18 protein-coding genes, 2 tRNA genes and 1 pseudogene are annotated in these 23220 nt (G+C 68.5%); 8 read left to right on the plus strand and 13 right to left on the minus strand.

The genetic code is table 11. The features are described 5' to 3' along the window. The first annotated feature begins 185 nt into the window (after window positions 1-185). Together hisN and ACFXJL_RS02300 are read left to right on the plus strand one after the other, a co-directional pair. Window positions 186-986, plus strand: coding sequence for a histidinol-phosphatase (gene hisN, locus ACFXJL_RS02295; protein WP_384688517.1), 801 nt, complete (start codon window positions 186-188; stop codon window positions 984-986). 470 nt (window positions 987-1456) lie between these two features. Beyond that, a complete protein-coding gene (locus ACFXJL_RS02300) occupies window positions 1457-1858 on the plus strand; it encodes a CBS domain-containing protein (RefSeq protein WP_358876510.1) in 402 nt (133 codons plus the stop codon). 504 nt (window positions 1859-2362) lie between these two features. Here the strand turns inward: ACFXJL_RS02300 and ACFXJL_RS02305 are convergent. Then, on the minus strand, window positions 2363-3814 hold the full coding sequence (locus ACFXJL_RS02305) for a catalase (RefSeq protein ID WP_358876115.1): 1452 nt from the start codon (window positions 3812-3814) through the stop codon (window positions 2363-2365). A gap of 138 nt (window positions 3815-3952) precedes the next feature. Here ACFXJL_RS02305 and ACFXJL_RS02310 point away from each other — a divergent pair, with 138 nt between their 5' ends. Next, window positions 3953-4369, plus strand: a complete 417-nt coding sequence (locus tag ACFXJL_RS02310; protein WP_329023123.1) for a transcriptional repressor — start codon at window positions 3953-3955, stop codon at window positions 4367-4369. Between the two features lie 183 nt (window positions 4370-4552). On the opposite strand, the gene ACFXJL_RS02315 is transcribed toward ACFXJL_RS02310, so the two are convergent. Next, window positions 4553-4626: transfer RNA gene (locus ACFXJL_RS02315), tRNA-Met, on the minus strand. A gap of 382 nt (window positions 4627-5008) precedes the next feature. Between ACFXJL_RS02315 and ACFXJL_RS02320 the strand changes: the two genes are divergently transcribed. Beyond that, a complete protein-coding gene (locus ACFXJL_RS02320) occupies window positions 5009-6220 on the plus strand; it encodes an MFS transporter (protein WP_384688522.1) in 1212 nt (403 codons plus the stop codon). A 221-nt stretch (window positions 6221-6441) separates the two neighbouring features. After that, window positions 6442-6638, plus strand: a pseudogene (locus ACFXJL_RS02325) (helix-turn-helix domain-containing protein); the annotation flags it as partial. A gap of 68 nt (window positions 6639-6706) precedes the next feature. On the opposite strand, the gene ACFXJL_RS02330 reads toward ACFXJL_RS02325, so the two are convergent. The 3 genes from ACFXJL_RS02330 to ACFXJL_RS02340 form a co-directional block, all read right to left on the minus strand. Beyond that, window positions 6707-8860 (minus strand): sel1 repeat family protein, encoded by a 2154-nt coding sequence (locus ACFXJL_RS02330; protein WP_384688525.1) that lies wholly within the window; start codon window positions 8858-8860, stop codon window positions 6707-6709. Window positions 8861-9062: 202 nt separating this feature from the next. Continuing rightward, a tRNA-Met gene (locus ACFXJL_RS02335) sits at window positions 9063-9136 on the minus strand. A gap of 116 nt (window positions 9137-9252) precedes the next feature. Further along, window positions 9253-12207 carry a UPF0182 family protein gene (locus ACFXJL_RS02340; RefSeq protein ID WP_384631871.1) on the minus strand — a complete coding sequence of 985 codons (2955 nt, stop codon included), beginning with the start codon at window positions 12205-12207 and terminating at the stop codon, window positions 9253-9255. A 175-nt stretch (window positions 12208-12382) separates the two neighbouring features. On the opposite strand from ACFXJL_RS02340, the gene ACFXJL_RS02345 reads away from it, so the two are divergent. Then, window positions 12383-13051, plus strand: coding sequence for a PPA1309 family protein (locus ACFXJL_RS02345; protein ID WP_384631307.1), 669 nt, complete (start codon window positions 12383-12385; stop codon window positions 13049-13051). A 206-nt stretch (window positions 13052-13257) separates the two neighbouring features. On the opposite strand, the gene ACFXJL_RS02350 is transcribed toward ACFXJL_RS02345, so the two are convergent. From ACFXJL_RS02350 to ACFXJL_RS02365, 4 genes are all read right to left on the minus strand, one after another. Next, complete coding sequence (locus ACFXJL_RS02350) at window positions 13258-14349, minus strand: PDZ domain-containing protein (protein WP_384688528.1); 1092 nt, start codon at window positions 14347-14349, stop codon at window positions 13258-13260. Window positions 14350-14466: 117 nt separating this feature from the next. Beyond that, window positions 14467-14640 (minus strand): hypothetical protein, encoded by a 174-nt coding sequence (locus tag ACFXJL_RS02355; RefSeq protein WP_329023115.1) that lies wholly within the window; start codon window positions 14638-14640, stop codon window positions 14467-14469. 496 nt (window positions 14641-15136) lie between these two features. After that, window positions 15137-15595, minus strand: a complete 459-nt coding sequence (locus tag ACFXJL_RS02360; RefSeq protein WP_384688531.1) for a molybdenum cofactor biosynthesis protein MoaE — start codon at window positions 15593-15595, stop codon at window positions 15137-15139. A 93-nt stretch (window positions 15596-15688) separates the two neighbouring features. After that, on the minus strand, window positions 15689-16816 hold the full coding sequence (locus ACFXJL_RS02365) for an SDR family oxidoreductase (RefSeq protein WP_358876121.1): 1128 nt from the start codon (window positions 16814-16816) through the stop codon (window positions 15689-15691). Window positions 16817-17008: 192 nt separating this feature from the next. Here ACFXJL_RS02365 and ACFXJL_RS02370 point away from each other — a divergent pair, with 192 nt between their 5' ends. Then, window positions 17009-18532, plus strand: coding sequence for a zinc-dependent metalloprotease (locus ACFXJL_RS02370; RefSeq protein WP_358876122.1), 1524 nt, complete (start codon window positions 17009-17011; stop codon window positions 18530-18532). Beyond that, entirely contained in the window at window positions 18529-19053 is a 525-nt protein-coding gene (locus ACFXJL_RS02375) for an NUDIX hydrolase (protein ID WP_384688536.1), read from the plus strand. The genes ACFXJL_RS02370 and ACFXJL_RS02375 overlap by 4 nt, the downstream gene beginning before the upstream one ends. Window positions 19054-19128: 75 nt before the next feature. Here the strand turns inward: ACFXJL_RS02375 and ACFXJL_RS02380 are convergent, their stop codons facing one another. The 4 genes from ACFXJL_RS02380 to ACFXJL_RS02395 all read right to left on the minus strand — a co-directional run bounded on the left by ACFXJL_RS02380 (window position 19129) and on the right by ACFXJL_RS02395 (window position 23052). After that, window positions 19129-19869: an AIM24 family protein gene (locus ACFXJL_RS02380; RefSeq protein WP_358876124.1), complete on the minus strand. Its 741-nt coding sequence runs from the start codon at window positions 19867-19869 to the stop codon at window positions 19129-19131. Between the two features lie 19 nt (window positions 19870-19888). Then, entirely contained in the window at window positions 19889-20569 is a 681-nt protein-coding gene (locus ACFXJL_RS02385; protein ID WP_358876125.1) for an AIM24 family protein, read from the minus strand. 13 nt (window positions 20570-20582) lie between these two features. Beyond that, window positions 20583-22184, minus strand: coding sequence for a TerD family protein (locus tag ACFXJL_RS02390; protein WP_384688540.1), 1602 nt, complete (start codon window positions 22182-22184; stop codon window positions 20583-20585). Window positions 22185-22416: 232 nt separating this feature from the next. Beyond that, window positions 22417-23052, minus strand: coding sequence for a M48 family metallopeptidase (locus tag ACFXJL_RS02395; RefSeq protein ID WP_384631318.1), 636 nt, complete (start codon window positions 23050-23052; stop codon window positions 22417-22419). Window positions 23053-23220: the final 168 nt, after the last annotated feature.

The raw sequence follows: 23220 nt of genomic DNA on the forward strand, positions 1-23220 counted from the left end.
CTCCCCGGCTGCGGGGCCCCGGATCAGGCGTCCGGTCCCGCGTACGGCTCTTTACCCAGACTTGGGGCGCGGTCCTGGGGTGTCAAGGGCGACGGTCCGGCCCAGGCCGGCCGCCATCCGGCCGCTGTGGACGCCGGACTGCGCTCGCCGCGATCATGCCCGGGGCACCCCGATAGGGTGAGGGCATGCCCGACTACCACGACGATCTCCGTCTCGCCCATGTCCTTGCGGACGCCGCCGACGCCGCGACGATGGATCGGTTCAAGGCCCTGGACCTCAAGGTCGAGACCAAGCCGGACATGACACCGGTGAGCGAGGCGGACAAGGCCGCGGAGGAGTTGGTCCGCGGGCAACTCCAGCGGGCCAGACCGCGCGACGCGGTCCTCGGCGAGGAATACGGCATCGAGGGCACGGGTCCGCGGCGCTGGGTGATCGACCCGATCGACGGAACCAAGAACTACGTCCGCGGTGTGCCGGTCTGGGCCACGTTGATCTCACTGATGGTGCAGGGCGAGGGCGGTTTCCAGCCCGTGGTCGGGGTCGTCTCGGCACCGGCACTCGGGCGTCGCTGGTGGGCGGCCCAGGGTGGCGGAGCCTATACGGGCCGCTCCCTGACCTCGGCGAGCAGACTTCAGGTCTCCCAGGTCAGCTCCATCGGTGACGCCTCCTTCGCCTACTCGTCGCTGAGCGGCTGGGAGGAGCAGGGCCGACTGGACGGCTTCCTGGATCTGACCCGTGCCTGCTGGCGGACCCGCGGCTACGGCGACTTCTGGCCGTACATGATGGTGGCGGAAGGCTCGATCGACATCTGCGCCGAGCCGGAGCTCTCGCTCTGGGACATGGCGGCCAACGCCGTCATCGTCACGGAGGCGGGCGGCTCCTTCACGGGGTTGGACGGCCGCCCCGGGCCGCACAGCGGAAACGGCGCCGCGTCCAACGGGCTGCTCCACGCCGACCTGCTCGGCTATCTGCACGGACAGAGCTGATCGCGCCGAGCCCAACGAGCCCGCTGTCTGACAGGCCCGCCGCCTGACGGGCCGTCTGTGCTCACTGGGCGAACGAACGTGTCGGGGGATCGGGCTGGACGGGGGATCGGACTGGACGGGCGCCGTCATCGCCCTGCGCCGGTTCGGAGCTTGCGGGTTGGGCCGGCCCGCCGCGCCGGCGCCCTAGTCGCCGGGCATCCCGGGCGGCGGGCGTTCGGCGCGCATGCCCCGGCCCCGCCACTGGAGATCGTCCTGCGCCCGAGGCCCGAGATCTCGAAGATCGCCTAACCGGACGGCCCCCCTCAGGTCTCAGAACCAGTCGTGCACACCCCCTTGCTGCCCCTCCCCAAGGCTGCGACTCTGAAAGTCGACCCTCTTGTGAACTTGTGAATTCTTTCTCTAAGGGCTCACGCACGGGTTCACCCGAGGGCCGCAAGAGGCCCGAATCCCTCAAGGAGGTGGCTCCATCCATGCTCGTCCGTGACGCCATGAGCACGGTGGTCCTCACCATCGGACCCACCCACACGCTCCGTCAGGCCGCCGGCCTGATGGCCGCCCGTAGAGTCGGCGCAGCCGTCGTCCTCGACGGTGACGCCGGGGGCGTGGGCATCCTGACCGAGCGCGACATCCTGAAGTCGGTGGGGATCGGGGAGAACCCCGATCGAGAAACCGCCGGCGCCCACACCACTACCGACGTCGTCTTCGCGGCACCTTCGTGGACGCTGGAGGAGGCGGCGGAAGCCATGGCCCATGGTGGCTTCCGTCATCTCGTCGTCCTCGACAGCGCGGGGCCGGTGGGCATCGTCTCCGTCCGCGACATCATCCGTTGCTGGGCTCCCGTGCGCCGCCAAAGGGCGGCGCTCGTCGGATAGCGGGGCCTTCCGCGGACTCGCCGGTGGCGAGGATCGCCCAAGGCCCCCGGCCCTTCGCGGTACGACCGCCGTGCACGCCGACCCGAGCACGGAGCGACCGCGACCAGGGCCACCCACCACGGCCGACCACAGCACGGCCGGGGACTGCAACCGCCCCCACGGCATCGATCACCATCGGCGCCGACCGAACGACACCCTCGACCGGACGGCCCGACCGCGCGATGAACGCAGCACTGCGCAAGGGCCACGACTCCCATCCGTACCGACCGATCCGTACGACGTGACCGGACCGGTGGCTTCCCTGTGCGCACAGCGAGGCCACCGGTCCGTACCGACCGATCCGCCCTGACGTACTGTCCGACGATCCGGGCGACCGACCCGGCCGTTCCGGGAGAACGCGTCCCTGGAACGACCGCGGAACGACCGCGGAACGACCGCGCACAAGAGAAGGCCGGACCTCCCTGGACAGGGGTCCGGCCTTCCCGCTCACACGGCAAGCGCGTTTCAGCCGCGCAGGGCCTGAACGGCGGCTTCGAGCCGCTTGCCGAAGTCTCCGTCGGCCTGACGGAAGTTGTTGATCGCACGCTCGGCGATGTCGTCGCGCGAGACCTTGGCGATAAAGCCGGAGAGGTTCTCGATCAGCCGGCCCCTCTCGTCCTCGGACATCAGCCGGTAGAGATTGCCCGCCTGGACGAAGTCGTTGTCCTCGGCATGGCTCGGAGCCTCGTGGTTTCCGGTGGCGCCGGAGACCGGGGTGGCCGACCACAGCGGCTTGTCGGTCTGGAACGGACCGCCGAAGCTGTTGGGCTCGTAGTTCTTCGCGCCCTGGTGACGGCCGTCGTAGAGGAATCCATCACGGCTGTTGGTCCGCGCCTCGGTGGCGTGCGGGCGGTTCACCGGTAGGTGGTCGGCGTTGATCCCGACGCGGTAGCGGTGGGCGTCGCCGTAGGCGAAGAGACGGCCCTGGAGCATCTTGTCCGGGGACGGCCCGATGCCCGGCACGAAGTGGGCGGGCGAGAAGATGGACTGCTCGACCTCGGCGAAGACGTTCTCCGGGTTGCGGTTGAGCTCCAACTTGCCGATCTCGATCGGCGGGTAGTCCTCGTGCGGCCACACCTTGGTGAGGTCGAACGGGTTGAAGCGGTACGTCGCCGCATCCGCCGCGGGCATGATCTGCACCTGCACGGTCCAGGAGGGGAACTCGCCCCGCTCGATGGACTCCCGCAGATCGCGCTGGTGGCTGTCCGGGTCCTCACCGGCGAGGAGGTTGGCCTCTGCCTGGGTGAGGTTCTTGATGCCCTGGTCGGTCTTGAAGTGGTACTTCACCCAGAAGACCTCGCCGTTGGCGTTGTTCCACTGGAAGGTGTGGGAGCCGTACCCGTTCATGTGGCGCAGGGTGGCGGGGATGCCCCGGTCGCCGAAGAGCCAGGTCACCTGGTGGGTCGACTCGGGCGACAGACCCCAGAAGTCCCATACGTTGTCGGCCTCCTGGGAGCCCGTGTAGGGGTCGCGCTTCTGGGTGTGGATGAAGTCCGGGAACTTGATGGCGTCCTTGATGAAGAACACCGGGGTGTTGTTCCCGACGAGGTCGTAGTTGCCCTCTTCGGTGTAGAACTTCAGCGCGAAGCCCCGGGGGTCGCGAACCGCGTCGGCCGAACCGAGGTTCCCAGCCACTGTCGAGAAGCGCAGGAAGGTTTCGGTCTCCTTGCCGACCTCGGAGAGGAACGCGGCGCGCGTGTACTGCGAGACATCGGCGGTGACGGTGAAGGTCCCGTACGCACCGGCCCCGCGGGCGTGCACCACGCGCTCCGGGATGCGCTCGCGGTTGAAGTGGGCGAGCTTCTCCAGGAGCGCCTGGTCCTGGACGAGAACAGGACCGCCGACGCCCGCGGTCTCGCTGTTCTGATTGTCGGCGACCGGCGCCCCGGCCTCCGTAGTGAGCGGTCCCTGCGTCACGTGCGCCTCCTGCGTCCTTGCGTTCCTGACCCTTGCTTGTATCGAAGCCGATCCTACGATGGACTTTGTCTAAGTCAAGTGAACATCCAAAGTCACACCCATTCGGGATCAGGCGATCCCGCTGCTAGGCTGAGCCTTATGAGTGACCTGTTGGAACGGCTTCGTGGGCGCGGCTGGCGCATGACTGCACAGCGGCGTGTCGTCGCAGAGGTCCTCGACGGCGATCACGTCCATCTGACCGCCGACGAGGTGCATGCTCGGGCTGTCGCCAAGTTGCCGGAGATCTCCCGGGCGACCGTCTACAACACCCTCGGTGAGATGGTCTCCCTCGGCGAGGTGCTGGAAGTGGCCACCGATCGCCGCGCCAAGCGGTACGACCCCAATGCGCACCGGCCGCACCAGCACCTGGTCTGCGGCAGGTGCGGAGCGATCCGTGATGTCCACCCCTCGGGCAATCCGCTGGCCGACCTCCCGGACTCGGAGCGCTTCGGCTTCACCATCTCGGACGTCGAGGTCACCTATCGCGGCCTCTGTCCGGGATGCGCGGGCGCCTGATCCGAACAGCCGGGACCACCTGTCCCAGCCGCACTCCCCCACGACGAACAGCGCGATCGGCCGCTCTCCCCGGCGCCGGCCTCGGCCCGCCGCATCCGATCCCGATGAGCGTGGTTCCTCACGGGTCGACTTCCCACGCATGACGAAGGCCCGGACTCAGAAGAGTCCGGGCCTTCGTTTCAGTAGCGGGGACAGGATTTGAACCTGCGACCTCTGGGTTATGAGCCCAGCGAGCTACCGAGCTGCTCCACCCCGCGGCGATGAACCCAACCTTACGCTGCCCCCGTCGACCAGAGCAAATCCATTCACGGGAGCCCGCTCCTGCCTCCCTCTCCCCGCTCGGACCAGGTCGAACGACCTGAGCGGACCAGGCTCCGCACGGCGCGCCGCTACCGAGACGCCCTCATCCAGGGGTCGCCGCCGAGATGGGGGCGGCGGAATCGCCCCGGGGGTGTGGGGGCCGCGGTTGCTACCCTTCCCGGGTGTTCATCGTGATGTTCATCTGACGGTCCTGGTTCTCTCCCGTCCAGGTTCTGATCCGTTGAGGGTGCTCTCTCTCCTGCCCTCCGGACCTCGATGGCCGTCAGATTCCCGACGGCCTCGCCTTTGCCGTCGGTCGCACATCATCGGAGCCCCTTCGTGCTCGCAGTGCTTCTCCTTCCCGGCGCGCTTCGCGCCTTCCTCCCCGCCCTGATCGGTCGGTCCGCTCTCGCCATGGGCGGTCTCGCCCTCCTCCTCGCCGTCCAGGAAGGTACGGGTTCCTACGCCCAGGCCGGTTTCGCCACAGCCGCCTTCGGAATCGCCAACGTCATCGCCGCCCCCTGGCGTGCCCGGGCCGTCGATCGGTTCGGGCAACGGACCGCGCTCACCACCATGGCCTCGGGCCAAGCCACGGGCTTCATCGCTCTCGCGCTCCTCACGGAAGCCGAAGGGATCGCGGCCTTCTGGTTCCTCGTCCTCAGTGCGGCGGTCGGACTGAGCGCACCGCCCCTGGGCGCGGCGATGCGCATGGTCTGGGCCTCGATCACGACGGCAGGTGATCAGCGGACCAAGGCATTCAGCATCGACGCGGTCTGTGAAGAGCTCCTCTTCGTCGGCGGTCCCGTCATCATCACCGCGGTCATCGTGGCCGGCTCTCCCGGCGTCGGGCTCTGGGTGACCGCGGCAGCGGTTCTCGGCGGCACCGCGGCGATGACGTCCAGTGCGTCGTCACGGGCGCTGCGCGGAAGGGGAGGCAGTGGCGCGCGAGGCGATCGCCCGCTGCGGCAACCGGGGTTCGTCAGGGTGCTGATCGTCCTGTTGGGCGTCGGTGGTGTGCTGGGTGTCGCGGAGATCGCAGCACCCGCGGTCGCCGCGCAACATGATGCTGTCGCCGCTTCGGGCTGGCTGCTGGCGGCGTTCGCCGCCGGGAGTGCCATCGGAGGTCTTCTCTACGGACAGCTGGACCTGAAGGGGGGAATCGGCGGGAGGCTGTTCGTCCTGTGCGTGAGCATGGGTCTTGCCGCGGTGCTCGTGTCGCAACTCGACACGCTCGCTCTCTTCGCCGCGGGCCTCGCCCTCGTCGGCCTCTTCCTCGCCCCGTCCCTCATCACCGGATACCTCATTGCCGACACCCTCGTTCCGGTATCCGGTCGGACGGAAGCATCGACATGGATCAACACATCGGTGAACCTCGGTGCATCGCTGGCGTCCGCAGCGGCAGGAATCGTCATCGAGCGGTCCGGCGCCTGGCTCGCCCTCGTCCTCATGGGGGTGATCGCGCTCGCGCTCGCCTCCGTCGTTCCGTTCGCACGGCTGCACACGATCGAGCCAACGGCGGACCGGGCTCCGGATCGTTGCGCACAGGACTGATCACGGCACCCCCCAGCAGCCCAGCGGCCCGAGCGGTCAGGGGCGTCGATGCTGACGGGCTGTGTTCCGTACGGCGCCGACTGGTTGGCCCCGGGCCAGGTGCATTGATCATGAGCGTTGTTGACGGTCCCGGGTCTTGATCATGGCGACGACCTCCGGTGGGGTGGAGGTGTCCAAGCCGCACCACACACGGAGGTCTTCGTGTCTCACCGCAATGCCCGCTGATCGTTCACGACAGCCAGCTGACCGTTCACGGCAGGCGGATCCTGGTCGAACGTGTCCTCACGGGCCGTCCCGTTGCCCACGTGGCCACGGAGATGGGCGTGTCACGGCCACAGCACACACGTGGGTCCACCGCTGGCATGCCGAGGGGAGCACCGGACGCCACAGACCGCGCCCTCCGGACGGACGACGGCCCTGTGTCAGCCACGACCTGCTGGACCGGTGGACCGGTGGCCAACCGCCCGTCCGCTCTTATGGCGGGCGCTACGCCGTGAGTTCCTGATGGAGTGCCTCCCGCAGCCGTGCGGCGCGCTCGGCGACCTCGGCGGGCCCGAGCTCCACCGCGCGAGCGCACCAGCGCTGCCCCTCGGAGAGCTCTCCGCGGCGGGCCGCGAGGAGCGCGAGGCGCAGGGCCGCTCGGCCGTGCCCGGCCCGCGCCGCGCGGGTCCACCACAGGGCTGCCTCACGCTCATTGCCCTCACGGGCCAGCAGCAGGCCCAGGTTGAACGCGCCGTTGCGGCTGCCCGCCGATGCCGCCTCCCGGTACCAGCGGGCCGCATCGGTCATGTCCCCCCGGGCGGCGGCGAGCATCCCGACCCTCACCTGCGCACGGCGGTGCCCCTGTTCGGCGGCCCGCTCGTACCACTCCTCGCACTCGGTCTTCTCCGCCAGCGACTCTCCGAGCGCCGGCGCGCCCGGAGGCGGCTGTCGGGCGTCCAGCAAAGTGGCGAGCCGGAACGCCGCCTCGGCACTGCCGCCACCGGCCGCGCAGCGCAGATGACGCTCGGCGGCCAGTTCGTCGCCGTCCCTGAGCAAGGCGATGCCGACCTGGAGCGCGGCCTCCGTGTGCCCGGCAGAAGCGGCCCTCTCGTACCAGGTCAGCGCCGTACGGTCATCGTCCCGGCCGACGTAGAGGATGCCCAGGTTGAAGGCGGCGTCGACGCTTCCCGCCTCGGCCGCCTTGGAGAACCAGGGCTCGGCGCCCACCAGGTCGCCCGCCTGGAGCAGCAGGACGGCGAGTGCGTTGGCCGCCTCGCGGTGACCCGCGTAGGCAGCCTGCCGGTACCACTGCTCGGCCTGGGCGATGCGGTCCTGCGCGGCGCAGAGCAGACCGAGGTTGTAGGCGCCGTTCACATCGCCGGCCGTCAGGGCGGCGCGGTACCAGCGCTCGGCGGTCTGCGGCTCACCACGGGCCGCGTGGAGGGCGCCGAGAGCGTTGGCCGCGTTCCCGTCGCCGTCCTGGGCGGCCCGCAGCCACCAGACGGCGGCGCTCTCCTCGTCGCCGGCGTCCCGGAGCAGGAAGGCGAGCGCACAGGCCGCCCTGGCCTCACCGTCCTTGGCGGCACTCAGATACCAGCGGCCGGCCTCCTTGAGCTCACCGCGCCGCTCCAGGATCGACCCGAGGTGCAGGGCAGCCCGCCGATGTCCACGTGCGGCGGCCTGGCGGTACCACTGGGCGGCCTCGTCGAGGGTGGTCAGCACGAGGTTCGTCGCGCTGCTCGACGTCTGGTCCGGGTCATCGCCGCGGTCTGCCGGGCGCGCGCTCTGTCCCGCAGCGCGCGCTCCGCCCCGGGAAGCGCTGCCATGGCCAGCGTCCCGTGGCGACCGGTCGCCGTGCACGCCTACGGTGCCGCCCTCGCCCGATCGCGCCGGAAGGGCTCGACCGCCTCCCAGCATCAACTCCGCTGCGCCTGCCGGCCGTGTCTCCTCCGCAGCACGTGACTCCAGCGCCCGGGCGAGCCGATAGGCCGCCTCCCGGTGCCCTTGTTCGGCGGCCGAGCGCAGCCAGCGCTCGGCGCCCTTCTCACCACGGTGTTCCAGCAGGTCCGCCAGTGCGTACGCGCCCAGGGCATGGCCCTGTTCCGCGGACTGGCGCAGCCAGTACTCGGCAGCGGGCTCGTCACCGCGTTCCCGGAAGTGGCGGCCCAGGGCATGGGCTGCCGCCGCGGATCCGGCGACGGCGGCCACGCGCCACCAGGCCGCCGCCTCGTCCGCGTAGCCCCGCTGGTGGAGGAGGACGCCCAGGTTGTTGGCTGCGGCACGGTCTCCGTCGGCGGTCGCGCCGCGCAGATGGGGTTCCGCGCCATCGAGGTCGCCACGGCGCAACAGGGCGGCGCCCAGCAGGCTCATGGCGGCCGTGTCGCCGTCGGCGGCGGCCCGTCGGTAGCGCTCCTCCGTCTCGGCACTCTCCACCGCGTCCGCGGACTCGGCAGTCACCGTTGGCCCGTTGGCGTCCTCATGGTCGACGGGGCCGACAGGGCCCGCGCCGAGGGAGGCGGGATGGCGCATGGCGGGGTGGGCGGTGGTGCTGGCGATGCTGTCAGCAGCGGAACTCGTTGCATCCGCTGCATTTACGGCATTTCGCTGCACAAACCGCCCTGTCTTCAACAGAGTCGCCCTGTCCCCCATAAATTCCATCGTCGCACCACCCGCAACCCGCGTACACCTGGTATACCGCAGCCAGTGAGGTCACTTCAGCGTTTTGTCGACATGCCCACAGAGAGACAAGTCAAACACTTACTGAGCCAACTCGCAGCACGCCACGCGCAGTTCCCCACGTGATCACATACGCATAAAGAGGGCCCGGATCCTCAAAGGATTCGGGCCCTCTTTATTTCAGTAGCGGGGACAGGATTTGAACCTGCGACCTCTGGGTTATGAGCCCAGCGAGCTACCGAGCTGCTCCACCCCGCGTCGTTGTGTTCACACACTATCACGGCGCGGGATGTTGCCTGATCAGAGCGGCTGTCGCCGCCTCTGCCCACCCCGCCCCACGGGGCGTACCCATGGGACGGGGACCGTCTGCGCGACTAGGTCGACGTGGACGGCGAGGGGGCTGGTGACTTCGGCGGCGGAGTCGTACTCGGTCGGCCCTGGGCAGCCGCGAGACGCTCGATGGCGGCTTCCAGCTTGTCCTGGGCCCTGCCGTAGCCCTCCCGGTCCTTCGGATCCTTCTCCAACAGCGCGTCCATCTCGGCCTGTGCCTTGACGACGTCGCTGATGGCCGCCTTCAGGGCCGCGTCACCCGTGGCGGGTGGCGCCGTCGGGTCGGGTGTCGGCTTGGTGGGTTCCTCGCCCGGTGGCGTGGTCGGCTCCTCGGTGCCCTCCTCGCCGAAGACCGCGTTGAGCGCCTCCGGCAGGCTGTCCTTGAAGACGGGTTTGCCTCCGCCGTAGGCGACGGCCACCTTCCGCAACAGCGGGTAGTTGGCACTGCCACCTCGGGCGTAGACCGGTTCGACGTAGAGGAACCCGCCGTCCAGGGGGATCGTCAGCAGATTGCCGTACTCGATGTCGGAGTCGGTGCCTCTGAGGTCGCGGACGAACGTGGCGACCTCTGGCACACCGTTCAACTCGGACTGCACCTGAGAGGGCCCTTGGACCGTCTCCGTGACTCTGAGCAGTCTCATCGAGCCGTAGCTATCGCTGTTGGCGTCGGCGTCCACGGCCATGTACGCACCGAGGTTGGGGCGACCGGCCGGGGTGAACGTCGTCGTCAGCGAGAACTTCTGCTCCTTCTCACCCGGCATCTTCAGGCTCAGGTAGTACGGGGGCACCGCACTGCTGTCCTTGTTCGTCGGGTCGTCCGGCACCTGCCAGGCGTCACTGCCGCTGTAGAACTGCTCGGGCTCGGTGACGTGGTAGCGGGTGAGCAGTTCGCGCTGCACCTTGAACATGTCCTGCGGATACCGCAGGTGCGACTTCAACTCGGACGAGATCTCGCTCTTCGCCTTCACCGTGCCGGGGAACGCCTTCATCCAGGTCTTGAGGACCGGGTCCTTGGTGTCCCACTGGTACAGCTTGACCTTGCCGTCGTAGGCGTCGACGGTGGCCTTCACCGAGTTGCGGATGTAGTTGACCTGGTTCTGCTGGGCGACCACGGCGCGCTGGTTGGTGGTCAGCGAGTCGGTCGTGGTGTCCCCGAGCGTCGTACGCGATGCGTAGGGGTAGCCGTTGGTCGTGGTGTAGGCGTCGACGATCCACTGGATGCGGCCGTCGACCACGGCCGGATAGGCGTCGCCGTCGATGGTCAGCCAGGGTGCGACGGCCTCGACGCGCTCCTTGGGGGTGCGGTTGTACAGGATCCTCGACCCGTCGCCGACGGCGCCGGAGTAGAAGAGCTGCGGCTCGCTGAACGACACCGCGTAGGCGGCCCTGTTCAAGGCGCTGGAGAGGCTCACGCCGCTCTTGCCCTGATAGCTCGTGTACTTGGTCGGCCCGGTGCTGGCCTCGTAGTCCAGTTCCTTCTGCGGACCACCGACGATCGAGTACTGCTCGGTCTTCTCGCCGTAGTAGATCTTCTGCTCGTACGAACCGAGCTGCCCCTTGGTGGGCATTCCGGATTCGGTGAAGTCAGGCGATCCGACCGTGCCCTTGTTGGGGTCGCTGACCACGCTCGTGCCCTTGGCCGCGATCGCGCCGTAACCATGGGTGTAGGTGAAGTGGTCGTTGATCCAGTTCCGCTTGGGGATGCCCTCGATGTCGAGCTCCCGCAGACCGATGACGGTGTCCTGCGGCTTCCCGTCCGGGCCGGGGTAGCGGTCGACGTCCAGCGTGTCCGGGAACTGGTAGTACTTCCGCTCCTGCTGGAGCTGCTGGAAGGCCGGCGAGACGACGTTGGAGTCGACGACGCGGTAGCTCGCGGCGGACTTGGCGTCCTCCCGCTGCTGGGACCTGCGGGTCGGGTCGCCCTTGCCCTTGTAGTCCTCGGCCTTCGTGCTGTCGATGCCGTACGCCTTGCGGGTGGCATCGATGTTCTTCTGGATGTACGGGCTTTCCTTGGCCTGCTCGTTCGGCTGGACCTGGAACTTCTGCACGATGGCCGGGTAGAGGCCACCGATGAGGATCGCCGAGAGGACCATCAGCCCGAACCCGATCACCGGCAACTGCCAGGTGCGCCGCCACAGCGTGGCGAAGAAGAGCAGGGCGCAGATCACGGCGATGCAGAACAGGATCGTCTTCGCCGGGAGGTAGGCGTTGGCGTCGACGTACCGCAGGCCCGTCCAGTTCCCCGTGGCCTTGAAGTCGCTGGACTTCACCGCGAGCCCGTACCGGTCGAGCCAGTACGCCACGGCCTTCAGGGAGACGAAGAGGCCGAGCAGCACCGAGAGGTGTCCGGTGGCGGCGGCGGTCGCGCGGGCCCCGGGGCTGGTGATGCGCAGCCCGCCGTAGAGGTAGTGGGTCAGTGCGGCGGCGATCAGCGAGAGGACGGCCGCAGCGAAGCCGAAGCCGAGCAGGAACCGGTACCACGGCAGGTCGAACGCATAGAACGCCACGTCCAGACCGAACTCGGGATCCTTCTCGCCGAAGGCGACACCGTTGACCCACATCAGCCAGGTGCGCCACTGACCGGTCGCGGAGGCACCTGCGATCAACCCGACCAGAGCGGTGATCGCAAGGAGCACCCACTTCTTGTACGGGGCGATGCCCATGCGGTACCGGTCGAGGCTCTGCTGCTCCAACGACATGGCGCTCAGCGGCGGGCGCAGCCGGTGCGCCAGCCAGATGTTCACCCCGACGGCGAGCGCCATCAACAGACCGAAGACGGCGAAGAGCCCGACCTTGGTCCACAAAGTGGTGGTGAACACCGATGAGTAGTCAACGGATCGGTACCACAGCCAGTCGGTCCAAAAGCCGGCGAACATGACGAACGCCATCGCCAGGACCGCCAGCACACCCAGCGTCATCAGCAGGGTGCGGACGCGGCGGGACGGCCGGCCTACTCTGATCCGTGGCCCGGTCGGGGGGCCTCCGCCGCGGTCCGGCATCTGGAAAGCCAACGTGCGCACCTCGAAGTTCGCGGTTGTGTAGAGGTAGCGGCCATGTGGGTCATGGACGCGGTCGTGCCAAGCTGGGCCCCGCGATCGTAGAGCCCACTTGTGCAACTTACTGAGGCTTTACCTAGTTCCCATCCCGGGGCCAGAAGGAGGCAGGATATTGGGCATGTCCAATGTTTCTTCTTCCGCCCCCTCCGATCCGCCCGCCGACCCGTCGTCGTCCGGGTCCGCATCCGGAGCCGCCAAGAGCACCAACGCACCTGGTGGGGCCGATTCCGGCAGCTCCGCCGGTGTTCCTTCCGGGCCGATCGCGGCCACCCCGTTGACCCGCGCCGTCCTGGAGATCGACGAATACGCATCGGGCCTTGGCTGGGATCAGCCTGCGCGACTGTTCGCGCTCGTCGACACGACCAAGCTGCGCGTCCAGGAACCCGGACTGGCGGCGCAGCTGGGGCTCGACGGGGACGACGCCGCCGCACCCCTGACGCCGATCGAGCAGGAGGAGATCCCGGCGGGCAAGCCGCTGGACGAGTTCCTCGCCACGATCGCCTGGCCGGATGCGGTCGCCGGCTGCGCCTTGACGGTGGAGCGTCAGATGCTTCCGTCGTCGGCCGAGGCCGCGGTTCCGCAGGGACTCGACGATGCGTCGCTGGCGCAGTGGGTGGCCGCCCACCCGGACCGCCAGGAAGTACGGATGACGGTGGCGGTGTTGCGCGACGGGACGCGTGAGTCGGCGCTGCGCCTGCGGGACAAGGACTCTTCGCGAGAGGTCCTGACCGGATCGGATCTGGTGCCCGGGCTGGCGGAGGCACTCTCGGCGACCTTCGAGGCGTAGCGGCTCGATGCAGTATCAGGGGCCGTCATCGGCCGGTCTTCGCCGCGGCCCAACAGGGCGTGGCGGGTCCGGCCGGTGCAGGTCGGACCGCTCTGGTTCATGGGCTACTGCCGCACTGCTCGTCGACAGTCGGTTGCCGACATCCGTGTGCGGTTCGTCGGCCGGGCGGCTGGGGAGCGGCCCGGCCGGCCATGCAACCTCGTCGGTCAGCCGACTGAGCAGCGGGGCAGGTCCGAGGTCTTCCCGGACTTGATCTTCTCCAGGGACCTGGTCGCATCGGCCATGGTCTCCACCTTCACCAGGGTCAACCCGTCCGGAACATCCGATACCGCGGTCGCGCAGTTGTCGCTCGGGGTCAGGAAGAACTGGGCCCCGGCCTGGCGCGCTCCCACCAGTTTCATTTCGATTCCGCCGATCGGGCCGACCTTCCCGTCGTCGTCGATCGTGCCGGTTCCCGCCACGAACTTCCCACCGGTCAGATTCTCCGGGGTCAGCTTGTCGACGATGCCCAGGGCGAACATCAATCCTGCGCTGGGGCCTCCGACATCGGCGAGATTGATGTCGATGGTGAAGGGGAACGTGTGGTCGGTGCCCGCCTCGATGCCGACGATCGGCCGGTCGCTCTGCCCGGGCGCGGGAACCGTTGTGATCGTGACATTGCGGGTGGTGGTCGGCTCCTTGCGCGCCTTCTCCGCGGCTGCCGCATCCTTCGCGGGCACGATCGTGAAGACGACCCGGTCACCGGGCTTGCGCTGGGTGACCAGTTTGGCGACGTCGCCGGGCTCCTTGACGGGCTTTCCGTCGACCGCCCGAATCAGATCGCCGGCGTGCAGCCGACCCTCCGCCGGGCTGTCCTTGCGGACGGACGCCACGAGGACACGCATCTTCACCGGGATCTTCAACTGCTTCAGCGCAGCGACCTTGGCGCTCTCCTGCGACTGGGTGAACTCCTCGGCGTTCTCCTGGGTGGACTGCTCTTCCGTCTTGCCGTCCGGATAGAGGGTGTCGTGCGGCACAACGACATTGTCATGAGCCAGCCAGCCGTAAACCGTCTCCACGATGTTCATGCGGTAGTCCGCACCCGTGACCCGGACCGTTGTCATATTGAGATGACCGGTCGTCGGGTAGGTCTGCCGTCCCTCGATGTCCAGTACGGGCTCGCCGCGTGCGTCCCCCAGGGTGTTCACCGTCGGGCCGGGCGACATCTCCGAGTACGGCACGGGAAGAAGCACCCCTGCGCACAGCAGCGCAATGAAGAGGAGGGTCGACGCGAGCATCGTCGCAGTGCGGCGTGGCATGGAACGACAGTACGGGACAGGCCCGTCCCTGCACTGTCGGGGCCGGTCCGACCAGGGGCGATCGACAAGCCCCTGCACAACGGACCGGAGGTGGATCAGCTCGGCGGGAAGATGCGGCTAGGAGGCGCGGCCACCGCCGGAGTCCGCCTTCTCCATCGCATCCCGGAAGCGAGCGTAGCCGGCCAGTTCGGCCACATCACCGGTGGTGCGGTTCCGGGAGGCCCAGCCGCCCCATATCGCAGCACCGACAACAGCGAAAAGCGGAATCAACAACCAGGCGAGTGCTGCCATCGCGGCCTCCCTACCCCATGAACAAGCAACCGAGTGATCAGCAGATTAGCCATCTGCACGTTCAACGCTCGTGGCAGGGGGGCGGTTACGCAAATCGGGCGCTTGGATGCCGTAGGGGTTTCACTTGCGATCTTTCCCCCATGCCACCGCGAAACGCCGTCGTGGATGCGAGGGACCAAGCCCCCACACGCCGTTCGCCACACCGCTGCCGACCGGGCCCGACCACGGAGTCGCCATCAGGACGACGCCGCCTTCCAACGCCCGGCACCTCAACCGTACGGGAACCGCGGAAGGCTCGGCGTACACCGAAAGGCCCAACCGTGTACGCCTCAAGGAGTACAAGAAGCCAACCGCCCACCCGTCACCCGACCACCACCCCACAGAAGACGGCGCTACGCACCCCCCCCTACCCGTCACCCGACCACCACCCCACAGAAGACGGCGCTACGCACCCCGCCCCACCCGCCGCCTGACCACCACCCCGATTTTGACCGCGCTATGCGCCAACCCATTGCTCGGTGCCGTTGGTGAAGGTCTGGTGCTTCCAGATGGGGACGTCCCGCTTGAGGTCGTCGATGAGCTTGCGGCAGGCCGCGAACGCCTCGGCCCGGTGGGCACACGAGACTGCGGCGACCACCGCGAGGTCGCCGATCCGCAGATCGCCCACCCGGTGGACGGCGGCGATCGCCCGCACCGGGAACTCGGCGGCCACCTTCTCCGCGACCCGCCTCAGCTCGGCCTCCGCCGAGGGGTGGGAGGAGTACCCGAGTTCCGCGACGTCCGCTCCGCCGTCGTGGTCGCGCACGGTGCCGACGAACAGCGCGGTGCCGCCCGCCGACTCATCGCTGACGGCGGCGAAGACCTCGTCCAGGGACAGGGGGGTGTCACGGACCGCGATGAGCCGGACGGGATCCTCCGCCGCCCGCTCACCGGGGTGGTCGTACGTAGTGGCCATGCACTCATCGTGCCCCACGCCACCGACAGCGCAGGACACCGAGGGTCGCCGAGGCCGGGCCCGGGAACCGTACCGGGTTTGCCCGAACCCCAGCTACAGCCGTCGGCGCGCCTTGCGGGCGCGACGCACGAGCGCGGCCGTACCCAGCAGGGCGACCGTCGCCCCGGCGGCTCCCGCAGCGGTCGCGTCCTTGCGGCCGAGACGGCGTCCCGCGACGGTGTGACGACCCTCCACTTCGTCGAGGAGAGCGGCGAGAACCTCCTCGTTGGTCCACTGCGGACGCCAGCCGGCGTCGTGGAGACGGCTCACGCTGACGACCCACGGATGCATCGTGTACGCGAGGTCGCCGGCGGGTGAGGGGGTCAGTCCGATGCGGTGCAGCCTGGCAGCAGCCCCCAGGGCGACGGCCGAGGGCAACTCCATCCGTCGGATGCCGCTGAGCTCCTCGACGTCGTCCTGCTCCAGCCAGCCGTCGCACCCCACGGCGAGCTCGCCTTCGACCTTCTCAAGCGCCGCGTACTCCAGCGCGCTGACCAGGTCTTCGACATGACAGAACTGCCACGCGGGACGCGATCCGGCCACCACGAGCAGGCGGGGGGACTCGAAGTAGCGGGTGAGAGCGGTGTCGGTGCCGCCGACCAGCACCGTGGGCCTGACCACCGTCACATTGAGCCCGGGATGGGCTCGGGGCGCGCGCCGGGCGAGCCGTTCGATCTCCAGGAGATCACCGACGCCCGTCGCCTCGGCGGTGGCGCGCAGCTCGGCGTCCTCCGACAGCGGAATGTCATTGTCGGGGAGCGCTCCGTACACCATGGCCGATGTGCACAGGACGACCCGGTGCACGCCCGCGGCAGCAGCCGCCGTGAGCACGGTCTGTGTACCGCGTACGTTATACGCAGTACGTGCGGCGGCATCGGTCTCCAGATCGAGGTCAAGTGCCAGGTGCACGACGACATCGGCCCCGCGCAGCTTCTCCGCGATGGCCGGATCTCGTACATCCAGGATGTGCCACTGCGCCTCGGCGACCTCACCGCGGCGCTCATCGATGGCGATGACCTCCTTGACCTCCTCTGACGCGGCCAGTCGTCGGGCGAGAAGATCACCGATGCCGGTGGCGGCACCGGTGATCGCGACGATGGGACCACGGCCCGATGGCCCCTCGCCCGGGGTCGGGGTTGAGCGGTTTCGCGCTCCGCGAACCTGCGGATCTGGGGAACTCACCAGGTGTCTCCAGCGGTTGTCTTCAGTACGTAAGCGAATGACACGTACGTACAGGTGGCGTCCATCCTGCCGCAGGCCACGAGTCAGTGAAGCACCGAGCCCATTGGCGGGCCCGGATGTCTACGCTGGGTGGTGAACACTGGGCATTCGCCGCCGGCCCGGAGCCGGTGGCCCTACGAGCCGAGGAAACCCGTGAGTGACACCCCATTCGGATTCGGCCTTCCGCCGGAGGAGCCGGACGACGGCGACAAGGGCAAGAAGGGCGATCCCGCCGGCGGTGGCCACGGCGCCGGTGGCCCTTCACCTGCCAATCCTTTCGGATTCGGCTTCGGAGGCGGGGACGGAGGTGCGGACAATCCCTTCGCCGCCATGTTCGGCTCGCTCAACCCCAATGACCTGGGCGCGGCCTTCCAGCAGCTGGGCCAGATGCTGAGCTACGAGGGTGGCCCGGTGAACTGGGACATGGCGAAGCAGATCGCCCGGCAGACGGTCTCCCAGGGCACGTCTGACGGCACCAAGGACGAGAGCGTGAGCCCCGGTGACCGCACCGCGGTCGATGAGGCGCTGCGACTGGCGGACGTCTGGCTGGATGGTGCGACGTCGCTGCCGTCCGGTGCGACGACTTCGGTGGCGTGGAGTCGCGCCGAGTGGGTCGAGGCGACCCTGCCTGCCTGGCAGCAGCTGGTCGACCCGGTTGCCGAGCGGGTCGGTGTGGCCATGGGCGATGTGCTGCCCGAGGAGATGCAGGCCATGGCGGGTCCGCTGCTCGGGATGATGCGCTCCATGGGCGGAGCCATGTTCGGCCAGCAGATCGGTCAGGCCGTGGGCGTGCTGGCGGGCGAGGTGGTCGGCTCGACCGACATCGGTCTGCCGCTGGGCCCCGCGGGGAAGGCGGCTCTCCTGCCGCTGAACATCGCGGCGCTCGGCAAGGACCTGGGCGTGCCCAAGGATGAGGTGCGGCTCTATCTGGCTCTGCGCGAGGCGGCCCACCAGCGCCTCTTCGCCCATGTGCCCTGGTTGCGCTCGCACCTGTTCGGCGCGGTCGAGGGGTACGCCCGCGGGATCAAGGTCGATACGTCGAAGCTGGAGGACGTCGTCGGGCAGTTCGACCCGACGCATCCCGAGCAGTTGCAGGAGGCTCTCCAGCAGGGCATGTTCCAGCCGGAGGACACACCGCAGCAGAAGGCGGCGCTGGCCCGTCTGGAAACGGCTCTCGCGCTGGTCGAGGGCTGGGTGGACGCCGTGGTGCACGAGGCGGCGGCGACCCGGCTGACGTCGGCCGGTGCTCTGCGCGAGACATTGCGCAGGCGTCGTGCCTCGGGCGGTCCGGCCGAGCAGACCTTCGCCACGTTGATCGGTCTCCAGCTGCGTCCCCGCCGGCTGCGGGACGCCTCGCGGCTGTGGGCCTCCCTGACCGACGCCCGTGGGATGGACGGGCGCGACGCACTGTGGGAGCACCCGGACATGCTGCCGACCGCAACCGACCTCGATGACCCCGATGGTTTTGTCCACCGCGAGCAGATGGACTTCTCCGAGTTGGACAAGATGCTCGGCGAGGCGGCCTCCCGCGGCGGTACCGGCGCCGGTGGCACCACCCCCGAGAGCGACGGCACCAACGAAACCACCAACAGCACCGACAGCACCGACATCGGAGACACGAAGGGCGATCAGTCGGGCGATGACCCTGCGGATGGCCAGGGCGGCTCGGGCCGGTGAGCCTGCATGACGACGCCGTGGTGGTCCTGAAGGGATACGGGGACCAGTACGAGCTGCGGCAGACGTATCTGGACCATCTGTCCGCGCACCCGGACGCCATGTGGAAGTCCTGCTCAGCGGGTCATCTGACGGCGAGCGCTCTGGTCATCGATCCGGAGCGACAGCGGGTGCTCCTGACGTTGCACAAGAAGCTGGGCATGTGGCTCCAGATGGGTGGCCACTGCGAGCCCGGGGACGCGACGCTCGCGCGGGCCGCGCTGCGGGAGGCGACCGAGGAGTCGGGCATCGACGGCCTGACGCTGCTGCGGTCGGGGGAGCCGGTACGCCTCGACCGGCATCCGATCCCTGCGCCGTGCAACTGGCATCTGGATGTGCAGTTCGCCGCACTGGCGCCGCCCGGTTCGGCCGTCCGGATCAGCGAAGAGTCCCTGGACCTGCGTTGGTACGCCTACGACGAGGTGGCTGATGTGGCGGACGAATCGGTCATCCGGCTGTTGGAGCGGACCCGAGCCGCCCTGTAGTGCGGACATGGCGCAGTGCGGACACGGCTCCGCTGCTCGAACACCGTGGTGTCCGAGCAGCGGAGCGAACGCCTGCTAGTTCCAGGAGTTGTTCTGGTTCTGGCCGCTGTTGCCGAACTGGCCCCGCAGCCCTTCACCGATCTGAGCGTTCTGCGGGGGCATGACCTCACTGGGCTGCACCAGGGCGAACCCGTTCCCGGTGAAGCTCAGCTCCCAGCCCTCACCGGTGTTGCCCCGCCTTCGGACGATGCTCGACGCATGGGTCTGCGCCTGCATCTGGACCCGTAGCTGTGTCGACCAGGCGACCACCGCATCGGCGTCGACACTGACGTACTTCTCGGGCGTGACCTGCATCATCAGCGGCTGACCCGAGGTCATCATGGCGACCTTGCCCCGGCCCGTGATGTTGAGCTGGTACTTCCCCGAGCCGGAGATCCCGTACTGGCTGTCCACGGCGATGACCTCGGTGTGCAGGGCCGAGTCCAGCGCCAGGACATAGGCGCTGTCGACGGTGAGTCCCTCGTGGTCGACGTCCACGAGGTGGACGTACTGCGCGAGGTTCGCGAAGTAGATCGTGCCCTGCCCGGAGCAGCGCATCAGGTCAAGACCCTCGCCCGTACGAGCACTGGCGTTGCGCTGGCTGGTGGACTGGTACTCACCGTCGAAGTCGATGGCGCCCTGGTAGGCGACCATCGCACCCTTGCGGGCAAGGATGTCGTCGTGTCCGGTGAGGGACACCCGCAGCAGTTGGGGATTCTGGAGTGCGTAGCGCTCCTGGGACTGCTGGTCTGCGTGGTTGAAAAGTGGGCTCTGCATGGTGTGTTCCCGTTCCCCCTCAGCCCCGAATGCGCAAACGGTCGGTGCTGTCCTCGTTCGGCTGTACGACGACGATGCCCTGACCGGAGAAGGCCATCTGGAAGGCTTCGCCGCTGCCCCGTCCAATGAGGGAGGAGGCCTTGAAACTCCGCTTCCCCTTCACCTTGAGGTTGGGCGACCAGGCGACCAGGGCGTCGGGGTCGACGTAGGTCTCGTCGTCTCCGCGCCCGCAGTCGACGACGATGGGCACACCGCGCGAGGTGACGGCGACCCAGCCGGTACCCGCGATCTCCACATTCCACATGCCCTGGCCTGCGAGCTTCGCCAGGCCCTTGACCTTTTCGACGCCCCACTGGAGATGGGCGTCGAAGGCGAGGACGTTGGTGCCGTTGATGGAGATGGACTCGTTGTTGAGGTTGATGACGAGGACGTCCGCACCGTAGTCGGCGAGGTAGAGCAGTCCGTCGCCGGAGCACTTCATGATGGGCGCGCCTTCACCCGTGGCCCACTGCGCGGCGGCCTGGCGGGCTGCCGGCGGATTCGGCTCGTACTGGATGAAACCCTCGTACGACACCATGGAGCCCGTACGGGCGAAGAGGTCCTGACCGGTGGCCATGGCGACCTTGAGCATGGTCCGGCCGTGGTTCTCCATCCGGGCGGTGACCGGGGTGGGGGCAAAGCCCGCGAGTTGCTGGTTCATTCTTCGGGCTCCCTCAGACCTCGTAGGGCTGGACGACGATGAAGTTGCCGGGAGCGCCCCGGAACTGGAGGTTGACCGTCTCGCCGCTGTGACCCGGGTAGGCGTTGCGACGGAGCCGGACCTGACTGGTGATGATCACCTGGGCGGCTGACGACCAGGCCACGACGGCGTTGGAGTCGGCATAGGTGGCCGGGGTGACCGGCAGGACGACCGGAATGCCCTGTGTCTTGACCACGACGGTGCCGGTGCCGCTGAAGTGCATCGTGAACAAGGCTCCACCGGGGATGCCGTGCCCCTCGATCCGACGGATCTCGTATTGGAGGTCCTCGTCGAAGGCCAGGACGTTCTCGGCGGAGACGCAGATCCCGTCGCCCTGGAGCTCGATGGGGTGCAGATGGGCGGCGTCCTCGGCGAGGAACACCTGCCCGCGGCCCGAGCAGCGCATCAGCTGCATCTCCTGGCCGGTGGCATCGCCCAGTTTGCGACCGATGAATCCGGCGCCCTTATGGCTGAAGTCCACCTTGCCCTGGTACATCACCATGCTGCCCTGCCGAGCGAGCACGCCGCCGCCACCCAGCGCGAGTTCGACCCGCATCAGGTTCGGGTTCTGCGGGGTCCAGCGCAGGCCGGTTGCGGTCTCCCGGTACGGCTGGAGTGCGGCTTGCAGACCGGGCCCGGCCTGCGGCATCGCCTGGGGCGCGCCTTGGTGCTGACCGAAGGGCGCAGGGGCGGGCTGTCCGTAGGGCGAGGGCGCCACGGGGACACCGGCCTGTCCGGGGAACTGGCCTGGGAACTGCCCCTGCGGCTGCTGAGGCGGCTGCCCGGGAGCGAACGCCTGGGGCGGCACCACGGGTGCCGCAGCGGCGGGCGCGGCGTACGGCTGGGGCGCGGGTGCCGCGTACGGCTGAGGTGCCGGAGCCGGAGCCGGTATCGGCGCGGGTGCGGGCGCGGGCGGAGCCCCGAACGAAGGAGCTGGTGGAGGCGGCGGCTGGGGTGCGGCAGGTGCGCCGAACGCCGGTGCCGGAGCGGGCTGTGCCGGTGCGCCGAACACGGGCGCGGCCGGAGGCGTCGGCGCGGCCGGCTGGTCCTCGGCGACCTCGCCGCCGAAGTTGCGCAGGAGCGCGTCCAAACCGCCGTCGAAGCCCTGTCCGATGGCGGCGAAGCGCCATACGTCCTTCAGATAGAAGTCACCGAGCATCACCGCGCGTTCGGTGGTGAATTCGGAACCGTTGAAGGGGTAGCGGACGACCTCTTCCCCACCGGCGACGATGCGGATGTAGCCGGGACCGACCTGGGACATCTGTCCTGCGCCGTCGACCGTGGCGGTGAAGGAGAGCTTGTGGATGTTCGCAGGAATCCGGTCCAGCGTGACGCGGAACGCCTCGGTGTCACCCGACTGGGCACCGAGCTGCTGAATGGACTCCTCCGGCGATTTCGGTTGGTTGAAGAAGATGAAGTACCGGTCGTCCGAGAGCTGTTCATTGGCGTCCAGCCCGAAACAACTGATGTCGAACGTCAGACCAGGACCCGCGATCTGCACACCTACGTACAGATCCGTTCCCGGCGTGAGATCACTGATCTTGGCCTTGTGGCCGCGTTGGAATTCCCTGGCCATGCGTAACGACCGTCCCCCATCCCAGAAATACGAATGCGTCGCGCCAGGCTAAGCCGCATGTCACATTCAGCCAAGCCCGGGCATGTGTTGGGACAGATTCGGTACGCAGGGTTCAAGGGGGAACACGGCGTGATGGCATTCGATGCGCAGTGGGGCCACAGCGGAAGGAAGCCGCTCCCTCACGCCCTTACGGCCACGCCCTTACAGCGATTCGCCGGGCACCCACCGGTGATCATTCTCCGTCCGCGGCGGGAAGCCGGGGCAACCGGTCCGCGGCAATGACTCCCTCCAAATACCCTCGGGCCCGCTCGGTGCGGGGGTACGCCTCAAGGAGCTGCCAGAAGCGGGCGCCGTGCCCGGGCACCAGCAGATGTGCCAACTCATGGACGAGGACGTAGTCGATGACGTACTCGGGCATCCCCTGGAGGCGGTGCGAGAGACGGATGCTGCCCTCCGCAGGCGTACAGGAACCCCAGCGGGTGTTCTGATTGGTCACCCACCGCACCGATGTGGGGGACGCTCGTCCGTCGAAGTACTGCGCGGACAGGCGCTTCGCGCGCTCGGTCAGATCACTGTCGCCGAGCATCCGCTTGCTCTCCTGGGCGGCCAGCTTGTCGAGCATGACGCTGACCCAGCGCTGTTCCTCGGCCTCCGACATCCGGGCCGGGATCAGAACGACGGTCCGGTCGCCCTCGCGGTACGCGGACACGGTTCTGCTGCGACGGGCGCTCCTGCGGACCTCGACTGCGCTCGTCGCCGCTCCTGTCGCCACTCCTCGGGACGGACGCACGACCACCTCGCGCGGTTGAACCCCCGGCGGGCGCGCTGGGGTCTCCCCTGTGGTGCGGGAGGACGGATCGACGGACACGCCTCGACGGTACCCGTTGGCACCGGGGTAAGTCCCACCCCCGGATCGGTTCCGTTCGATCCTCCCCCGACGACCGCACTACTTTTACGACTAATACATCGCCCTGTGGATAACTTTCTCCCCGCCCCCTCCCCACCCTGCATTCTGAGATCCGGTCCCCCACCCACG

This window comes from Streptomyces sp. NPDC059256 (genome assembly GCF_042753785.1).
Taxonomy (GTDB): domain Bacteria; phylum Actinomycetota; class Actinomycetes; order Streptomycetales; family Streptomycetaceae; genus Streptomyces.